This is a genomic window from Tropicimonas sediminicola (genome assembly GCF_900188335.1).
GTDB lineage: Bacteria > Pseudomonadota > Alphaproteobacteria > Rhodobacterales > Rhodobacteraceae > Tropicimonas > Tropicimonas sediminicola.
This window is the reverse complement of sequence record NZ_FZOY01000017.1, coordinates 12,905-31,689: the sequence shown is the minus strand read 5'-3', so window position 1 is coordinate 31,689 and position 18,785 is coordinate 12,905. Positions and strand designations below refer to the sequence as shown.

The 18,785-nt window shown below is 63.1% G+C and carries 16 protein-coding genes; 7 read left to right on the top strand and 9 right to left on the bottom strand.

Annotated features, from left to right (window positions below; genetic code table 11):
- Positions 1-594 precede the first annotated feature (594 nt).
- From CHB86_RS23490 to CHB86_RS23450, 9 genes are all read right to left on the bottom strand, one after another.
- Positions 595-1,977, bottom strand: coding sequence for a sulfotransferase (locus tag CHB86_RS23490; protein ID WP_176443003.1), 1,383 nt, complete (start codon positions 1,975-1,977; stop codon positions 595-597).
- Between the two features lie 129 nt (positions 1,978-2,106).
- Positions 2,107-2,328 carry a hypothetical protein gene (locus CHB86_RS23485; protein ID WP_089235553.1) on the bottom strand — a complete coding sequence of 74 codons (222 nt, stop codon included), beginning with the start codon at positions 2,326-2,328 and terminating at the stop codon, positions 2,107-2,109.
- 264 nt (positions 2,329-2,592) lie between these two features.
- Positions 2,593-3,906: an arylsulfotransferase family protein gene (locus CHB86_RS23480; protein ID WP_176443002.1), complete on the bottom strand. Its 1,314-nt coding sequence runs from the start codon at positions 3,904-3,906 to the stop codon at positions 2,593-2,595.
- A gap of 685 nt (positions 3,907-4,591) precedes the next feature.
- The gene (locus CHB86_RS23475; protein ID WP_089235551.1) at positions 4,592-6,616 is read right to left on the bottom strand and encodes a TRAP transporter permease; all 2,025 of its coding nucleotides are present in this window, start codon (positions 6,614-6,616) and stop codon (positions 4,592-4,594) included.
- On the bottom strand, positions 6,616-7,080 hold the full coding sequence (locus CHB86_RS23470) for a DUF1850 domain-containing protein (RefSeq protein WP_089235550.1): 465 nt from the start codon (positions 7,078-7,080) through the stop codon (positions 6,616-6,618). The genes CHB86_RS23475 and CHB86_RS23470 overlap by 1 nt, the downstream gene beginning before the upstream one ends.
- Positions 7,077-8,036, bottom strand: coding sequence for a TAXI family TRAP transporter solute-binding subunit (locus CHB86_RS23465; RefSeq protein WP_089235549.1), 960 nt, complete (start codon positions 8,034-8,036; stop codon positions 7,077-7,079). The genes CHB86_RS23470 and CHB86_RS23465 overlap by 4 nt, the downstream gene beginning before the upstream one ends.
- Positions 8,037-8,268: 232 nt before the next feature.
- Positions 8,269-9,549 carry a TRAP transporter large permease gene (locus CHB86_RS23460; RefSeq protein WP_089235548.1) on the bottom strand — a complete coding sequence of 427 codons (1,281 nt, stop codon included), beginning with the start codon at positions 9,547-9,549 and terminating at the stop codon, positions 8,269-8,271.
- Positions 9,549-10,115 carry a TRAP transporter small permease gene (locus CHB86_RS23455; protein ID WP_089235547.1) on the bottom strand — a complete coding sequence of 189 codons (567 nt, stop codon included), beginning with the start codon at positions 10,113-10,115 and terminating at the stop codon, positions 9,549-9,551. Before CHB86_RS23455 ends, CHB86_RS23460 begins: the two co-directional genes overlap by 1 nt.
- A 59-nt stretch (positions 10,116-10,174) precedes the next feature.
- Entirely contained in the window at positions 10,175-11,149 is a 975-nt protein-coding gene (locus tag CHB86_RS23450) for a TRAP transporter substrate-binding protein (protein ID WP_089235546.1), read from the bottom strand.
- 978 nt (positions 11,150-12,127) lie between these two features.
- Here CHB86_RS23450 and CHB86_RS23445 point away from each other — a divergent pair.
- From CHB86_RS23445 to CHB86_RS23415, 7 genes are all read left to right on the top strand, one after another.
- Positions 12,128-13,120 (top strand): TetR/AcrR family transcriptional regulator, encoded by a 993-nt coding sequence (locus CHB86_RS23445; protein ID WP_176443001.1) that lies wholly within the window; start codon positions 12,128-12,130, stop codon positions 13,118-13,120.
- On the top strand, positions 13,117-13,887 hold the full coding sequence (locus tag CHB86_RS23440; protein ID WP_089235557.1) for an ABC transporter ATP-binding protein: 771 nt from the start codon (positions 13,117-13,119) through the stop codon (positions 13,885-13,887). The genes CHB86_RS23445 and CHB86_RS23440 overlap by 4 nt, the downstream gene beginning before the upstream one ends.
- On the top strand, positions 13,884-14,594 hold the full coding sequence (locus CHB86_RS23435) for an ABC transporter ATP-binding protein (protein ID WP_089235544.1): 711 nt from the start codon (positions 13,884-13,886) through the stop codon (positions 14,592-14,594). The genes CHB86_RS23440 and CHB86_RS23435 overlap by 4 nt, the downstream gene beginning before the upstream one ends.
- Entirely contained in the window at positions 14,594-15,448 is an 855-nt protein-coding gene (locus CHB86_RS23430) for a branched-chain amino acid ABC transporter permease (protein WP_089235543.1), read from the top strand. Before CHB86_RS23435 ends, CHB86_RS23430 begins: the two co-directional genes overlap by 1 nt.
- Before the next feature lie 3 nt (positions 15,449-15,451).
- Entirely contained in the window at positions 15,452-16,375 is a 924-nt protein-coding gene (locus CHB86_RS23425) for a branched-chain amino acid ABC transporter permease (protein ID WP_089235542.1), read from the top strand.
- Between the two features lie 128 nt (positions 16,376-16,503).
- Positions 16,504-17,730: an ABC transporter substrate-binding protein gene (locus CHB86_RS23420; protein WP_089235541.1), complete on the top strand. Its 1,227-nt coding sequence runs from the start codon at positions 16,504-16,506 to the stop codon at positions 17,728-17,730.
- 73 nt (positions 17,731-17,803) lie between these two features.
- Positions 17,804-18,745: an MBL fold metallo-hydrolase gene (locus CHB86_RS23415; protein ID WP_245838329.1), complete on the top strand. Its 942-nt coding sequence runs from the start codon at positions 17,804-17,806 to the stop codon at positions 18,743-18,745.
- Positions 18,746-18,785 lie beyond the last annotated feature (40 nt).

Genomic DNA, 18,785 nt, shown 5'->3' with positions numbered 1-18,785 from the left:
GCTATACGAGGAGCACGTTTGCCAAGGCGACGGTCATGCCCAGACTGGCCGACTTTTGCTCCGCCCAGTGGTCGGTTTTTGCGCCGCCGTTGACATCCGGACATCCCCATTTTGCCGGTTTATCCGTTGGAGCTTGATGGTCTATGGCACCTGATCCTTCTTGGCCTTCCCGTATCTGGCGAGAGGGGGCGACCTTCCAGAACGTCAATGAGACGGGCAATTCAGATGCCGCGCTAAACCAACATCAATCTGGCGATCATCGTGCCAACCACGGACCGAAGCATGAACCCGACAATGATCTATCGAAGAGGGGCAGATGGACGGTTTCGACAACAGGCGATAACCGTTGGTTTAGTGATCAGATTGGTGTGTATGCCGAGGCGTCTAATTAGGTCACGGGAGTCAATCGAACTTACAGATCTCCCTATTGCCGAACCCCGGGCCCCAAAGGCGCGCCTCACGGATACTGCGAATAGAATCGTAGAAGGAATTTATGCCGGTCCGTCCAGGAACCCAGTAAACCAAAGATTGCGACTCGGCACCGTGATCCCGGAATTCCAAGACGTATCCAATGAATTGGGGGGAGATCATCAGTCATTGCTCAAGATCGTGTTTCAGTCGCGCTCGTGGTGCGCGGCCAGCATGGCCGAGTAATGCAGCGTAGATATCCTCCGCCTCTTTCAGGAGCGAGGGCGAGAAAAGGTGGCTGGGTCGTTGGTCAGGCGTGTGGCGAAAAAACGAAGAAAACTCACCCGGTGCCTCAAGGTCGAGCATGTCCAGCAGTCTTGTCATGGTCCTGTCGGGCGTGGCCCTCAAATCGTCCTGGGGTAGAATGTGGAGGTCGCTCGCATGCGACTCGACTTCTTTGAAGGCCGCTACCCAATACGCCAGCCAGTAGTCTGGTTCCTCTGGCGAGCGACCGTCGGTTGACCAATCATCGAAAAATATCGGGCGGTGCAGCGCGCCGAACTCGAAATGTCCGATGTCGCGCATGTAGCGCAATACGAAGGGATCTTCCGCGTGCAAACTGGAGAAGTTCTCGTGTTGCCGGAGCAATGAGGCGGCATGGGCCGACGGGTGCCGCAATGGCACGACGATGTCGCAGCCGGGAAACATGTCCGGCAAGAGGCGCAAGCGTGCGATATTGGCATTGTTCTTCGAAAGGTATCGTACTTTCAAATCTTCGCCGGTTGCGGAATCCGGTCGGCGAAGCAAGGTGATCTTCTTGAAATGAAGTTCGAACTCTTGGCGAGCCTCCTCGTTCGCATCCGGCTTGTCCCATAGCTGAATGCCGTCGTCTGAGTACTTCTCGGGCCAAAACAGCGTCCATAGAACTTCGTCAAATGCTTCCGGGCTATCGAAATCGATCTCCATCCCGTCTCCATGGGCGCGTTTCTGTCGGGCCACCGCCCTGTTCTTGCCGCCGAGCTTCGACCACAGCATGGGTGCGGTGATCAGCGGCATGTCCCGATAGAGATGTGTGGCGACCTGCGGCAGACCGTGCATGGAGTTGAGAACCGCCGTGGTGCCGCCGCGTGCCAGAGACGTGATGAAGATCGGCGGAGTGGTTCTGACCCGGGAAAGCTGCGTACCGTATAGCCTGTCGTCCAGCTTTGCCGCGAGGCGGAGAGCGCGAGGGCTCGCAAATGCCAGCGTGTGAAACATCTTGTTTCCAACGTCCTGCTGGCCCGTCGTGCTGGTTTTGTGCGGCGCGTCACCGATACGGTTTGACGCGAACCAGCCGAGTGCGATCGCAACGATCGAAACCACCACGATGAAATCCACGCGAAGCAGCACGCCGAGCGTGGTGTCGAACGGCACGAATCCGAACTCATCCGCAAGCAGGATCGGCAAAACCGTAGCGCCCAGCGCCAGCCCGAAGCGCCAGGTGATCTGCCAGGCACCGAGGAGGAGCCGAAGACCTGCGTCTCGTACGGCGCGCTCTTTCTGCGTGTCGTCGAGCTGGTTGTCGAACATCGCGGAAACGCCGGCGAATGTGTGCGATGTGAGCGAACGACCAAGCCATACAATTCGCAAGCGCCAGAGAGAAATGGCGAATGCCAGTACTGCCGTCAGAGCCACCACAAGTGAGGCTACGTGCATAGGCTATCGTGTGTCGCGGCTGGTATCGGAAGCGCCGGAGGTCTCGCGCCGCGCGCGCAGCATACGTCGTACCGGAAAGTACACGAAGCCGACAAGCAGCAGCAGAAGCCCGACGATGACAGCAAATGCTGCCGCGATCGCACCGAGACCGGCACCCGGACCGACGTAGGCATGTGCCGGTGAAGCCGCGAGAAGTATTATGGCAGATAGGTTGACGTTTTTCATAGATTGTTACCACGCATTGACCTTGGCGGCAGAGCAGTCTGGATCCTCACAAAAAACGTCACGACCCTCCGCCGCCATACCCTTGTTTGCAACACATGTATCTAAGCGCATTCTTCGCGACGCAGCAACATATGCAATCCCTGCGCGCCAAAGGTGTATCATTTATTTCACGAAACACATCGTTTCGATACCTTCCTCTAGGTTAATCTGCCTCGGGCGGCCCGCCGAAGAGCGCCGCGGCGCCCTCCCACGGCGACTTGAACGTCAGAACTGATCGCAGTTGGAATAGGCGTTCACTGCGAAATCGGGCGGGTAGCGCTCGGCGTGCATGACCGAAGTCAGGTTCTCTGCGTCGTAGCGATTGATGTATTCCCATACGATATCGCCGCTCCGATCGAACTCGAAGACCCTCCCGGCTTCGCTTTCAGTCACAAGGATATTGCCGTTCCCCGGAAGGTCGAGAACACCTCGCTTGGCGGTGAAGAACGGTGTCGACGCCGAATTCTCGTACGCCACCCGCCACTCTCCGCCAAAGGGTCCCTTTGGACGGATCAACACCACACGGCTGCCGCCGAAACGCGTTCCATCCGCGCCATCGTTTCTGTTGTCGAGTACCGCGATCCACCCGTCAGCGCCGAAATCGGGATCATGCTGGCGAATCCACGGCCCAACCTTGGACCATTTGGCATCGAGCGTTTCTGGGTCGAACACGATCACCATGTTGGGATTTCGAAGTGAGACCATGACATCGCCTGCGTCGAAATCGGGATACGCGTCAGCCATTTCCGGCGACAGCACCTCGACGTCGTTGAGATGGGTGATGTCTCCGGAGATGGACGGCACCGGCCGCTGTCCGCCGAACAACTTGCCCCAAAGCCGGTTCTTCTCGATCACATCGAGGATCGAGATGGTGCGCAAGATCGTGCCGTTGGAGTCGACCTGGATCACCGCATCTTCCCAGAATTGGGGGCGGATCCGGTTGTGATCGGGATGGTCCGTATCGTGGTGAAAGCGCGTGACCGCCCAATAGGTTTGGTCGTGGCTCGCAAACACCGCGTGATGCGCCATTGTCGGAACGACCCAATCGTTGGTGCCGCAGGCCGACATTTTGACAAGCGCGTAGTGCGAGATCGTGAAAAGCGTGCCGCCGTCGGGAAGAAGGGCCGCGCCATGCAGGGTCACAAAGAAATCGTTGAATGGCTTTTCAACCCCGTCGATATGTTCGGCATCGGTCAGTATCTCCGTCGTGGGTGGTTGCCATTCACGGAGTGTCTCGCCCTCGGGGGTGACCAGCCAGAGTGCGACGGCATTGCCTTTCACACCGGCCATGAGGGTATTGCCGGGGGCGGACCGTTGGGCGTCCAATATTGTCACGCCGTCGCCGTCATAACCTCCGGGAATGAGCTGGTTGACAGGAGCCCGTCCAAGGAACGCCTCCCAGTTGACCATGACGTCCTCAACAGTCGCCTTCGCGGACATGAGCATCTGATAGGGAAAAAGCCGGAAGTGAACGGTTGCCGCGCCAACCAGGATGCCAACGGCCATCGTGAACAGAACGAGGTAAAGGCGCGAACTCATGCTCGGATCCGATCTAGGGTTCGGATTTCTGGCGACTTGCCAGTGAACGACGTTTTGAGGACGCCCATTTGCATCAACTTGGGGCCGTCGATGATTGGCACTTGAATTCATACATACTTATTATTGAGGCAATCAATGTGCTGCCATGTCAACTCACTCGGCCTCACCGTCAGGTCCAAGGGGCCCGCTCCAGTGTTCGCAGTACGCCCTCGAGTTGCGCGAGGGATGGCTTGGCTCTCCAGGGCGGCGCAAGATCCGCCATGACGGGAGCAATTCCGATCTTTGCCGTTGTGGTTGCCGTGGCATGGCTCTTCTTGGGTCGCGGAAGTCACCGAAGAGTCAAAGGCTTGGTTGATTGGCGCGATCGTGCCGCCTCCGCCATAGGTGGTTGAAGCAACAGAGATCATTGCCGGACCAGGCCGCTCGCCTTTCCGCTCGCTTGGCGAAAAGGTTCAGCGTGTTGCCCTACTCGGGATTGGCAGGCTCGCCGCACAGGGTCGCCGCGGGGCTTGGTGGTAATGTCGATGAATCCGAGCGCCATGTTCCGGGTGCATAGGGCCGACAAGCCCCGAGCCGAAACGACAAGAGCCGTTTGCGACATCGGGACCTTATCGGACCTCGATAGTCTGATGGCGTCGATGGCCGGGGCGAATTGTGCTCGATCCCGCTGTGCCGTCCGCCGGTTTCAGTCGGATCCTGCCGGAGCGCCCGTGGGCGGCAGGGCGTCTGAGGTCGGGCCGTCGTTCCTCGCTTGCCACCAGTTCAGCCCCAGGAGCAGCAGAATGACGCCCGCTCCCACAGCTTCAATGCCGATCGATGGCCAGAAAACGGCGACGACGGCGGGAACCATGACGACGCGCTGCCAGAGCGGCATGGGGCGCCAGAGGAAGCCTTCGAGGGCGACGGCGAAACCCGCCATGGCCACCATAGCGATGGCCCCATTCCAGAGCACCAGAGGCAGCGGGCCGCCGAGGATGATCGACTCGTTGAAGACCATGAAGAGCGGCACGAGGTAGAGGCCCTTGGCGTATTTCCAGGCCTGAAAACTCGTTTCCATCGGTTTCGCCCCGGCGATGGCCGCGCCGGCGAAGCCGGCGAGCGCAACGGGCGGGGTCACGTTGCTGTCCTGCGAGTACCAGAAGACGACGAGGTGAGCGATCAGGATCGGCATACCGAATTCCTGGGTGAGCGCGGGGCCGACGAGGATGATCAGGACGATGTAGGCGGCCGTCACCGGCAGGCCCATGCCGAGGATCAGGCTCGCCAGGATGACCAGGATGAGTGCCAGCACGAGGTTGCCGCCCGAGAAGGCGATCATCATCGCGGAGAACTTGAGTCCGAGCCCCGTCAGGCCGACGACGCCCACGATGATCCCCGCCACCGCGCAGGCCATCGAAACCGCGACCGCGTTGCGCGCGCCGAGCTCCAGCGCCTTGATCAACAGCTCTCCGCCGCAGCGGCAGAGCGCCGTGAATCCGTCGAGCGTCGGTCCGCTCGTGGCAAAGGTCCAGAGAGCCCGCGCCACGGCGGCCGCGATGATGGAGACGATGGCGTAAAACCCCACCCGCATCGGCGAGTACCCCGCCACGAGAAGCGCCACCAGCGCCACGAGCGGCAGCAGGAAATGCCAGCCCTCGGCGAGAACGCTGCGCACGCTCGGCAGGTCCTCCGGCGCCATGCCGGTCAGCCCTTGCTTGGCCGCAGCGATGTGTACGAGCAGGTAGACGGCGCCGAAGTACAGGACCGCGGGGAAGATCGATACGAGGACGATGTCGACGTAGGGCACCTGCGTGAACTCGGACATCAGGAACGCGCCCGCGCCCATGAGCGGCGGCATGATCTGCCCGCCGGTGGAGGCCGCGGCCTCGATCCCGCCCGCTTGCGCCGGCCGGTAGCCCAGCCGCTTCATCAGGGGAATCGTGAAGGCGCCCGTCGTCACCACGTTGGCAATGGCCGAGCCGGAGATGGACCCCATGCCCGCGCTCGCGATCACCGCGGCCTTGGCCGGGCCGCCCCTCTGACGGCCCGTGGCTGCATAGGCGAGGTCGATGAAGAACTTGCCCGCTCCCGTCACTTCGAGGAACGCGCCGAAAAGGACAAAGACGAAGATGAACGTGGCGGCGACGCCGAGCGGAATGCCGAAGATGCCCTCGGCGCCGAGGACCATCTGGCTCGCCACGCGGTCGAGCGAGTAGCCGCGGTGGTTCAGGATTCCGGGCATCCAGTCGGCGAGGAAAGGCAACTCGCCGCGGGATCCGGCAAAGGCGTAGACGACGAAGACCGCGCCGATGATCGTCATGCCGAGGCCGACGGCGCGCCTTGCGGCCTCGAGGACCACAAGGACGGTGATCACCCCGACAACGACGTCCATGTCGCGCGGAAAGATCTGGTTCGCGATCGTGTCTATGTGCACCGGCAACCAGGAGCCGACGAGGATGGAGCAGGCGATGAGCGTGCCGTCGATCATCCAGCCGAGAGCCCCGCGCGGGCGCGACGGGCCCCAGACCGGGTAGATCAGAAAGCAAAGGACGAGAATGAACCCGAGGTGGATGGGCCTCTGGTAGAACAGACCGAGCGGTTGAACGCCCGCGGCATAGAGATGGAACAGCGACAGCGTGACGCCGATCACGGTGATGGCGCGCAGCACCAGGCGGGGATGCGCCGGCCGGCTTGGTCGTGCATCAGTCGTCGTATCGGTTTCGGTGACCATCAGTCCTCGCTCCCGGTCAGTTCGATCCGCAGGCGCGCGCGGGGCGCTGCCTGCGACAGCGAAACGGTGGTTTCTCCCACGCGAAGCCTGTGGTCTACGGCGCCTCGGCCCGGACGCAGCACGTAGGCATCGCCAGGCACCGGCTCGTCGATGTCGAGAATCCAGTATCCGCCCTGTCCGTCCGAGACCTGCCGGCCCCGGCCCGGGATATGGTCGAGCCCTGCCGCGAAATCGGGCAGGTGCGAGCGGACGAGCACCATGTGCCCGCCCCGGTTCTCGTAGCAGTCAGAGACTTCGAACCCTTGCACGGAGTGGTGCCAGAGCACGCACCAGCCATCGCCGTCAGGCACGGCCAGGCGCGCGATCTCCGCACCGTCCTCCCGCGTCACGACGAGATCGCCGGACGCGGCGGTCGTGGCGAGAAGGAGGAGGGCCAGCAGCCCTCCCCCAAGGTTTCTCCTCACGGGCGCAGGTTGTCCGGGAGCGTGACCCCGATCTCCTCGTAGTAGCGGATCGCGCCGGGGTGCAGGGGGACGGGCGTCGCCACCGTCGTGAACTCGACCGTCGTCTGGTTCGCCGCCGGATGCACGGCCTGCAGGTCCTTGATGTTCTCGAACATCGCGCGCGTGATCGCGTAGGCGAGATCGTCCGGCATCTCGGAAGAGACGGCCAGCACGTTGGGCACGCCGATAACGGTCGTCGCGGGAACGCCGTTGTAGATGCCTTCGGCGAGCGTGGTGCGTGCGAAGATCGGAACCGCCTGCTGAGCGGCCTCGATCTGGGCGTCGGTCAGTTCGATGACGACGATGTTGTTCGTGGTCGCGAGGTTGAGGATCGACGAGGTCGGCGCGCCGACCGACCAGAAGCCGGCGTCGATGTCGCCGTTCGCGAGTGCGTCGGCTGTCTCGTTGAAGTTCAGGCGCTGCTCCTCGATGTCGTCGTAGGTAATGCCGTTGGCCTGCAGGATCTCCTGCGCGTTGACCTCGGTCCCGGAGCCGGGGGCGCCGACCGAGACGCGCTTGCCGACGAGGTCTTCGAGCGATGCGATGCCCGAGCCTTCGAGCGTCACGATCTGCACCATGTTGGCATACATCGAGGCCAGGCCACGGATCATGTCGAGCTGCTGACCTTCGAAACGGCCGGTGCCGGTATAGGCCTGCTGAACCGTATCACCGAGCGCAAGAGCCAGATCGGCGTCGCCCGTGGCGATGAGACCCATGTTCTCCACCGAGGCGCCGGTGACCTCGGCGGTCGCGGCATATCCCTCCACGTGGTTGTTGATGACCTCGGCCAGGCCGCCGCCCATCGGGTAGTAGACGCCGCCGGTGCCGCCGGTGGCGATCGACAGCTGCTCCTGAGCGAGCGCAGGCAACGGAGCGGCCAGCAGAACTCCGGCCGCCAAAAGGTTGGCGAATTTCATGGTGATCCTCCCTGAATCAGTTATCCAGAACAGTTCTAGGACAGATCAGGTCAGTGTCCAACATGCTGATATGACGATGCATCGGCATAAGGCGGTGCGAAACAGCGTTCCGGGCAAATTCAAAAGGCGCAGCGACTGGCGGGGTTCTGCCGGACGCTGCGCCAAGAAGGTCGCTCAACTTGCCGATGACGGCTTCACTTGGTTTGCAAAATCAGGGGCTCGGAAGTCCCCGCTACCGGAACAGCGCGGGCAGCCAGAGCGACAGCGCCGGGATGAACGTGACGAGCATCAGCGTGAAGACCGCCGCGATATAGAACGGCCCGATGGAGCGCATGACCTCCCAGATCGAGATCTTGCCCACGGCGCAACCGACAAAGAGCACCGTTCCGACCGGAGGCGTGCAGAGGCCGATGCCGAGGTTCAGGATCAGGATGATGCCGAAATGGACCGGGTCGACCCCGAAGGCCATCGCCACGGGCAGGAAGATCGGCGTCGTGATGACGATCAGCGGCGACATGTCCATGAAGGTGCCGAGCATCAGCAACGTGACGTTGATCAGCAGCAGCACGACGATCGGGTTGTCGGAGATGCCCTGCATGAACTCCACGAGCTCGGCGGGGATCTTCAGATAGGCCAGAAGCCAGCCGAAGCCGGCCGCGCAGCCGATCACCAGCAGCACCATCGCGGTCGTCCGGACCGCGCCGAGTGTCGCGCCGACAAAGGCCTCCCAACTCAGCGTACGATAGGCGATGAAGGTCGCGAACAGCGCGTAGACGACGGCGATGCAGGAGGATTCCGACGCGGTGAAGATGCCGGAACGGACGCCGCCGAAGATGATGGCCACGAGGATCAGGCCGGGCAGGGCGTTGATGAACAGCCGACCCACCATGGCCCAGCCTTCGAAGGGCTCGGTCGGGTAGTCGCGGCGGCGCGCCATGATCCAGGCCGCGATCATCAGCGAACTGGCGAGGATGAACCCCGGAATGATGCCGGCGGTGAAGAGATCCGCGATGGAGAGTTTGCCGCCCGCGGCGATCGAATAGATGATCAGGTTGTGCGAGGGCGGCAGCATCAGCGCGATCATCGACGAGGTAACGGTGACCGCCACGGCATAATCGACGTCGTAGCCACGCTTCTCCATCTGGCCGATCATGATGCCGCCGATGGCCGAGGTGTCGGCCGCCGCGGAACCGGAAATCCCGCCGAACATGACGGAGGTCAGGATGTTCACCTGGCCGAGGCCGCCCTTGAAGTGGCCCACCATCGCGCCCGCGAGCGCCACGAGCCTTCGGGCGATGTCGCCGCGAACCATGAGTTCGCCGGCGTAGATGAAGAAGGGGATCGCCATCAGGGCAAAGACCGAAACGCCCGAGTTCAGCCGCTGGAAGATCACCACAGGGGGCAGGTCGAGATAGACCACGGTCGCGAAGGAGGCCACGCCAAGACAGAATGCGATGGGCGTGCCGATGAACAGCAGGAAGACGAAGGTGCCGAAGAGGATCCAGTATTCCATCAGCCTTTTTCCTCAATTCGGTTGGCCGGTACGAGGCCGTTCAGTTCGTCTTCGTCGACCGTTTCGCCAAAGCGCGCGGTGGGCATTCCGGCGGCGCGGCGTGCAAGGCGCTCGAGCGAGAAAAGGATCAGAAGGACGCCGCCGCCGACCAGCGGCAGGAAGTCGAACGCGCCCGAGATGCCGAGCGAGGGAATGGTGTTCTTGTAGGTCTTTTCGATGAGCTGGCCGCCGTACCAGATCATGCCGAAGCCGAAGGCGACGACGACCATGTCGGAGATCGAATAGAGCCAGAGCTTCACCCGCATCGGCAGGACCATCAGCAGCACGTCGAAGGAGAGGTGGTAGCCCTCGCGCACGCCCACGGCGGCGCCGAGAAAGATGAACCATCCCATGACCATGACGGAGCCCGGCTCGGTCCAGACGATGCTGTCGTTGAGTACGTAGCGCCAGAAAACCTGGGCAGCGATCATCGCCGTCATGATGACCAGCCCGATTCCGGACAAGTAGAGCGCTATGCGACCGATGAGTCCCGTGACCCTGGCCACGGAGCGCATGAAATCCTGCATTCCAATCTCCCGCAGAAGCAGAGGTGGCGGTCACTGGGACCGCCACCTCGGATCTTGTGTCACTCGACCGCCTGGATGCGGGCAACGAGGTCCTTGAGCTTCTCGTCGGTCACGTATTTCTCGTAGACCGGCGCCATGGCCTCGATGAACGGCGTCTTGTCGATATCGGTGATGATCTCGTTCCCGGCGGCGCGGACCTTTTCTTCGGATTCCGCTTCGCGCTCGGCCCAGAGCTTGCGCTGAACCGCGGTGGATTCCTTGGCGGCTTCCATCACCAGTTTCTGGTCTTCCTCGGACAGCTTGTCCCAGGTCATCTTCGACATCACCAGGACTTCCGGCACCATCAGGTGCTGATCCAGGGTGTAGTAGCCGGCAACCTCGAAGTGGCCGGAGGACTCGTAGGACGGCCAGTTGTTCTCGGCGCCGTCGATAACGCCGGTCTGGATGCCGCTGTAGACCTCGCCATAGGGCATCGGCGTGGCGTTGGCGCCGAGCGCGCCGACCATGTCGACGAAAAGGTCGGACTGCATGACGCGGAACTTCATGCCAGCGAGGTCTTCAAGCGATGTGATCGGCTTCTGGCTGTTGTAAAAGCTGCGCGAGCCGGCGTCATAGGAGGTGAGCGCGATCAGGTCGTGATCCGAGAAGGCGCCGAGGATCTCCCCGCCGATCTCGCCGTCCATCACCTTGTGCATGTGGTCGACGGACCGGAAGATGTAGGGCAGCGAGGGGATCTGGGTCTCGGGGATAATGTTGTTGAACGGCCCGAAGGAGACGCGGTTGAGGTCGATGACGCCGAACTGGGTCTGCTCGATCGTGTCCTTTTCCTCGCCAAGCTGGGCAGAGTGGAACATCTCGATGCAGATGCGGCCGTCGGTCTTCTCCTCGAGCATCTTGCCCATGGCCTTGACGCCTTCGACAGTCGGATAGCCGTCAGGATGGGTGTCGGATGCCTTGAGCATGATCTCGCACGCAAAGGTCGCCGTTGCCATGGCGGCAGTGGCCAGCAACGTGGCGGTTACGGTTTTGAGCATGGTGTGGTTCCTCCCTTTGAAACCTGGTTTGCGCTCGAGGTGCCTCGAGACGCCCATGGACGCGGTCCATTGACCTCTCGAAGCGACCGGGTTTGTCGTTCTGCTCCTGGCTGCATCGCAGATCAGATCCACCCGAAACTGATCCTCAGACTGTTCTGAGGCCTCGAAATTCCGGGGAGCGCCCCCTCCTCAAGGGCTTGGTCGTCAAGATCGCCACTGCCAGAAACCCGAGTTCGGACACGATCCATCGGCCTGACCGAGTGAACGAACGGATCGGTTTCTGAACGAGTCATCCATCGATCGCCTCCACCCGCCATCGGAGCCAATGGATCCGGTTGCTTTCTGGCATGTTAATATGCTAGTTTGAGCGCATAGTCAATCTAGCATGCTAGATGGTAGATGTCTTGGCGGCACGGCTGCAAGATCCGGCCGGTCTGATCGTCGGATCATAGGCTTTCAAGAAAAGGCGCAATGCCGCAGATTGGCTATTGGGTGAACGTGACGCATACCTCCTGCGTCCGAAGCTGCTTCCTATGTTGAGATGTAAGAATGGCGGAGCGTATGGCGCCTTGATGCCCCGCAACTCCGGGCGCGGACCTCTGCTCCCGGCTGTCTTCTGCGACCAGCAACAGGGAAGTTCCCATGACAGATGCGCGAGCGACCCGCCCGCGCCAACAGATTGCCGAGGGGGCGATCACCCGTAGATTGGCGGAGAGAGCCGGGGGGGCTTATGTCCTTGGTCTGAAGCGTCACGCCGCGGTTCTCGGGTGCGGCTCCAGTCACTTCACCTGAATATGCGCGAACGGGAACTTGTCGGTCGAGGCGCTGCGCGTCTCGGATCGCAGAGCGGCAGACGCAAGACCGCGCTCGCATTTGTCAGACTTGAATGGCCAACCCCCATGTGGTGACAGGTCCCGCCCTTTTCGGACCGCGGACCTGGGGTGCCGGCTGGTGGGCAAGGTGTCTCGGCGAACCTGGGTGGGTTTCTCTGCAAAGCCGAGCTTGGCCTCGGATGGTTTCGACAGGGCGCCGTTTCATTCGAACGACCACTGGCCCACCTTGGCGCGTCAACGGTTCCGGAAGGGCAAACAGGCCGACGAGGTCAGTGGCGCAGCCGACACGCCCCCTTCCGATCTTCGCGCGTTGCCGAATTATCGCGCGGGCTTTTCCGAGGGAATTCCACCGTTTGCTGAAATCCCGAGCATCGTGACTCCGTCTTCAAACAAAAAAACAGTCGTGAATGTTTTTTTGTTTGAAGTGACGATCGGGAAGGGGGCAGCTGACGGCAAGACAGCGGAAGGAACGATGCAGACAGATTCGGAAATCAAGGACGGGCGAGAGCTGAAAGGGGCCGCGATGCGGGCCAGGCTGCGAGCTGCGACCGAGGAGATCATCGCCGAGGTCGGTGTCGAGGCGGCCTCCGGCAAGGCGGTTGCGGAGCGCTGCGGAGTGTCTCGCGGGGCCATGCTGCACCACTACCCGACGCGGGATGACCTGATCATAGATACAGCCCGGCATTTCTGGCAGCGGGCCCGGGATGTCGTTGTCCGGCAGGCAGAGGATGTCGCGTCAGGGCGCAGCGATGTGCGGACCTACGTCATGACACTTTACGAGGAAGTGTTTCCCTCCAACGCGCTGGTGACGATGTTGGACCTCGTGGTCCTGGGTCGCACGGAATCCCGGATCGGCCTCGCGGTCAACGAGATCCTGTCTGACCTCTTCCATGCCTACGAGGAATTCGGCGTCAAGGCCCTGTCGCGGTCTCAGCTTCCGCCCGAGGAATTGAGGATCATCATCACTTTCACGGTCTCCACCCTGCGCGGCCTTCGGATCCAGAACAACATCGAACCCGATCGCGCCAAGGAGGCGGCGGTTCTCGACATGCTGATCGCCTCGATCGAGCAGCGAATTGCGGCGGCCGCGCATCCGGCTGCCGAGATGCCGAGGCAAACCGACGAGGACCCGACATGAAACCGGTGCGCATAGAAGTCGACGGGCTGACCAAGAAGCTGGGTGGCGTCGCCGTCGTCAACAACGTCTCTTTCCAGGTCGATGCGGGCCAGATCATGGGGCTCATCGGCCCGAATGGCGCCGGCAAGACCACCATGTTCAACCTGATCTCCGGCGTGTTGCGTCCCGATGCGGGCAAGCTGCGGGTGAACGGCCGCGACGTGACAGGCCTTCCGCCCTACAAGCTGGCCCGGCATGGCATCGTCCGCAGTTTTCAGCTTTCCCGCGAACTTGACCGTATGTCGGTGCTGGACAACGTGTTGCTGGCCGCTGCGGATCATCCGGGCGAACACATGGCCAACGCGCTCTTCCGTCCGTTTGCCGTGCGCCGCGCTGAGGCAAAACTGACCGAAAAGGCGCGGGAGATGCTTGCACTGGTCGCGCTCACGCCGCACGAGGCAAAGCCGGCCGGGACACTTTCGGGCGGCCAGAAAAAACTTCTGGAGCTGGCCCGCGCCCTTATGGCTGGAGCCGACACGATCCTTTTGGACGAGATCGCGGCCGGTGTTGCGCCGCATCTGGTCGAGGAGATTATCGAGATCGTCCAGAAGCTGAACCGTGACCTGGGCAAGACCTTCCTTATCATCGAACACAACGTGGGTTTCATTCGCGCCCTCACCAGCCGTGTCGTGGTGATGGCGGCCGGAGAGCTTCTGGCCGAGGGCAGCTTCGACCACGTCTCGCGCAACCCCGCGGTGATCGACTCCTATCTGGGGCAGGCCGCATGACCCAACTCATCCTCGAACACCTCAGCGCCGGCTACGGCGGCGCGGACATCGTGCACGATGTCTCGCTTCAGGTCGGCTCGGGCGAGATCGTCACCCTTGTGGGTCCCAACGGGGCTGGCAAGTCGACGCTGCTCAAGAGCCTCGCCGGTGTTGCCAGGGTGACCGCGGGCAGCCTGAGCATCGACGGCACGGACCTGGTCGCGCTCTCGCCCTTCGAGCGGGCCACGCGCGGCGTCGCCTTCATGCCCCAGGACCGCAACGTCTTTCGCACCCTCACGGTCACCGAGAACCTGGAAACCAGCGCCTGGGGCCATGACGATATCGCCGCCCGCAAGGACGAGGTCATCGGCCTGCTGCCGACGCTGGCCAACTACCTGAACAAGGCCGCGGGCGGGCTGTCGGGCGGGCAGCGGCAGATGGCTGCGCTGGGCATGACGCTGATGTCGCGGCCCAGCATCCTGCTGGTGGACGAGCCCACCGCCGGCCTCTCTCCCAACCTGGTGGGCGAGATGCTCGATGTGCTGCAGCAGCTGACCCGCGACTCCGGCATCGGGATCCTGATCGTGGAGCAGAATGCCCGCGCCGCCCTGGCCCGCGCGGACCGCGCGGTGGTGCTGGTCGACGGGCGGCTGCGCCGCGCGGGCCCAGCGGCCGAACTCGCCGCCGAACCCGATTTCGGGGCCCTGTTCTTCGGAGACCACGCCTGATGCAATTACTTCTGAACGCCATCGCCAGCGCGGCCATCCTCGCGCCCGCGGCCATCGGCTTCACGCTGATCTTCACCCTGTTTCGCTACACCAACTTCGCTGTCGGCGCGCTGATGACGACCGGGGCGTTCGCGGCCTGGGGCATGAACGAGTTGGGTCTGCCGATCTGGATGGGCGGCGTCTTTGCCGTGGTCTTTGGCGCGGGCTTGCTGCTGGCAAGCGACCGGATTGTCTTCGAGCCTCTGCGCGGGCGCAGCGGCGGTACGCTGCTGCTGGTCTCCATCGCCTTGTCGGTGATCATCGACAACGTCATCCGGTTCGCCTTCGGCACCCAGATCCGCGCTTTCGACCTGCCGCTGCGCCCGCCGCTGACCTTTGCCGGGCTGCGCTTCACGCCGGAGACGCTCTGGGTCATCGGGATCTCGATCCTTGCGACGCTGGCGGTCGGCGCCTTGCTCGCCTTTACCCGGCTGGGTCGCGCCTTGCGGGCGGTGGCCGACAACGCCTCGCTCGCCTCGATCCGGGGCCTTCCGGTGCCGCGCATCGAGGCGGCGGGCATCCTGCTGGCCGGAGCGCTCTTCGGCCTCAGCGGCACGCTGGCCGGGCTTGATCTTGCGATCGAGCCCAACCTCAGCCTCGCGCTGGCCATCCCCGTGATTGCTGCCGCCATCGTCGGCGGGCTGGGCTCGCCGCTGGGGGCAGCGCTCGGGGCCGTGATCATCGGCCTGGCCGAGGAGCTGACCGTCGCTTTCATTTCGGCCCCCTACAAGGGCGCGGTCGGTTTCGTCGTCATCGCACTCGTCCTGCTGATCCGCCCCCAGGGGCTGCTGGGCCGGCCTGTGGAAAGGAAGTAGATCATGGACGCCTATCTTGTAGCGATCCTCACCACCGCCGCGGTCTACGTGATCCTTGCCCTGGCGCTCAACATCCAGTTCGGCCTGACCGGCCTGATGAACTTCGGGGTCGTCGGATTCTATGGTGTCGGCGCCTATACCAGCGGCATCATGACCGAAACGCTCGGTCAACCGATCCTGCTGGGCATGCTGGCGGCGATCGTCGTTGGCGGCCTGGCCGGAGGGTTGGTCTCGTTGCTCTCGATCCGGCTCAGCGGAGACTTCCTGGCCATCGTGACGCTGGGGTTCGCCGAGACCATGCGCCTGGCCTTCAACAACGAGGACTGGCTGACCCGCGGGCCGCGCGGCTTCCTGATCATGACCCGTCCGGTGATCGATGGGCTCGGCCGTGGCGCCACGGCCTGGTTCATTCTCGGGGTCTTCGTGCTGGCGGCGATCATCGTGTTCGTTGTGCTGAACCGGCTGGCCGGGTCCCCGTTCGGGCGGGTGCTGCGGGCCATCCGGGAGGATGACCTCGTGCCGGCGACGCTGGGCAAGAACGTTCTTGCCTATCGCCTGCAGGCCTTCGTCCTCGGCAGTGCCGCCATGGCGCTCGCTGGCTCGCTCTACGCGCATTACGTGCAAACGATCACGCCGGACAATTTCACCACGCAGGTCGCCGTGCTGGTCTGGATGTCGCTGATCGTCGGTGGCGCGGGCAACATGAAGGGCGCGGTCGTGGGCGCGCTGGTCGTGACGGCCATCTACGAGGGCACCCGGTTCCTCGCGCCGCTGATGGAGTTCCTGACGCCCACCCAGGTCTCTGCGCTGCGTTTCATCATCATCGGCACCCTGCTGATCGTGGTCGTGCGCTACCGGCCCGAAGGGCTGCTGCCCGAGCGCATCGCCCCCCGTTCCAGGCCTGACCCGGTGCCTGCCGCCGGCTGAGCCGTCAGGCCCCGCCTGTTCCTCCCGGCGACACCGGCCGCAGAAGCCGGTGCGCCACCTGCCCGCGCGTCCGCATGCCCCTCCCTCTGCATGACCGCGCTCTTCCGATCCAACAGAAGGATACTGAAATGAAACTCTCCCGCAGATTGTTCATCTCCTCGGCGGCCGTGACCCTGGCGGCGCCGGCCTACCTGCGCGCGGGCCTCGCACAATCGGCGCCCATCGTGATCGGCAGCATGACGCCGCTGACCGGTGGCGGTGGCCCCTACGGGCCCGAGAAGAGCGATGCGCACCGCGCCGTCGTGGCGCAGGTCAACGCCCAGGGCGGCGTCATGGGCCGCGAGGTGCAACTGATCTCCGAGGACAGCGAGACCAACCCGGAGGCCGCCGTGCGCGCCGCCCGCAAGCTGATCGACGCCGACAAGGTGTCGGCCATCCTCGGTACATGGGCCTCGTCGGTCTCGCTTGGCATCATGCCACTCTGTCAGGAGGCCAACGTGCTGCAGGTCTTCTCCGGATCTTCCGATTACCTGCCCGACGGCGACACCAAGGGGCTGATCTTCAACCTCCAGCCTCTCAACAAGGCCTGGGCCGTGGCACTGGCCGATCTTGCGGTGCAGCGTGGCTTCACCGAGGTCGCCTTTGCCGGACCAAAGAACGACTTCGCGGCCTCGATGGGGGAATCCTTCGCCGCCTCGCTGGAAAAGCTCGGCGGGTCGATCGTGGGCGAGCCGTTCTACTACAACCCCGGACAGGCCTCCTACCGCGCCGAGGCCGAGCATCTGATCCGCATGAACCCTCCGGCGATCTTCGTGGCGGGGTATGTCACCGATTTCGTGCCGGTTTACCGCGAACTGATCCGCGGTGGCTTCACGGGGCAGATCATCACTTTGTCTTTCGCTGTCGGCCCGGCCTTCAAGGAGGCCGTCGGCGACGCCGCGAACGGGATCCTGCACGGCTCGCCCGTTCCGCCGATCGGCAAGGACAGCTACGAGACCTACCTGAGGCTCGTGGGGATCGAGCCCAGCGGGCAGGTTCAGAACTCCTTCGGCTGCATGGCCTATGACGAGATGAACCTCTGCCTGTTGGGTATGGAAGCCGCGAAGAGCACGGATTCGTTCGCGGTCGCCGATGCGATCCGGAAGATCGCCAACGGCCCCGGCGAACGGGTAACGACCTTCGCGGAAGGCAAGGCGATGATCGAAGCGGGCACGGCGATGAACTATGACGGCGCCAGCTCCTCGGTCGACTTCCAGGAGAACGGCATGCTCAAGAGCCGCGACTTCGCGCTCTACGAAGTCAAGGGCGGCGAGGATGAGATCATCCTGACCACGACCAGCGACGCCACCCAGTAACCATAACAACTCCTGACGGGCGCGCCGCGTGATGTGGCGCGCCTGCGACTGAAACGAGGGAGGTTCGAGACCCGTGACCACGCAGATGACCGAGAGCAGGATGAACGAGGGCATGTGGGCCTGGCGGCAGCCGGAAAACCACAACAGGATGATCGACGTGCAATCGGGCGCGGCTCCGGTGCTGACGCCGGACAGCGGCGAGGACAGCAGTTTCGAACTGGCCTATTTCGGCGGGTCCGCGTTCAGGATCACGGCGCCCTCCGGCCTGACGCTGATGATAGACCCCTGGCGCAACCTGCCGACCGGAAACTGGGACTGGTACCATTATGATTTCCCGCGTGAATGCGTGGATATCGTCCTGTCCACCCATGCCCATTTCGATCATGACGCTGTCCACATGGTCAGCGCCTCGGTGGTGCTCGACCGGTTGATCGGCACCTACGAGTTCGCCGATGTCAGGATCACCGGCATTGCGGACAAGCATGTCAGCGACAGCACTCACAATGCCTACAACTGGGCGGAGATGACTCGCCGCCTGACGCCGGTCCGAACCGATCCGGAGACGAACTGGCGCTCCTACGACAATTGCATCCTCCTGCTGGAGGTGGCCGGAATGAAGATCCTGCACTGGGGCGACAACCGCCCCGATGCGCCGCAGCACGTCTGGGACGCCATGGGCGAGGTCGACGTGCTCCTGCTGCCCGTCGACGGCTCCCAGCATGTGCTCAGCGATGCCCAGTCGGACGAGGTGGCCGAAAGGCTCAAGGCAAAGGTCATCGTGCCGCATCACTACGGCATCTGGAACCTGACTGCCCGCGCCTCGACCATGCTGCCGTGCGACGACTGGGTGCAGGCTCATGCTGATCCGATCCGAACGGAGAGTGGCACCTATCGGTTCAGCCGCGATTTCGTGATGGCGCAAGCCGGCCGCGTGGTCCATTTCGGCGAGAACCTGGCCTTCGAACCGCCGCTGCAGGAGGGGCAGGAGCTCAAGGATCGCCGCAACACGCCCTGAGCGGCGCGGATTGGCGCCTCCTCCTGCACTCCCACGGAAG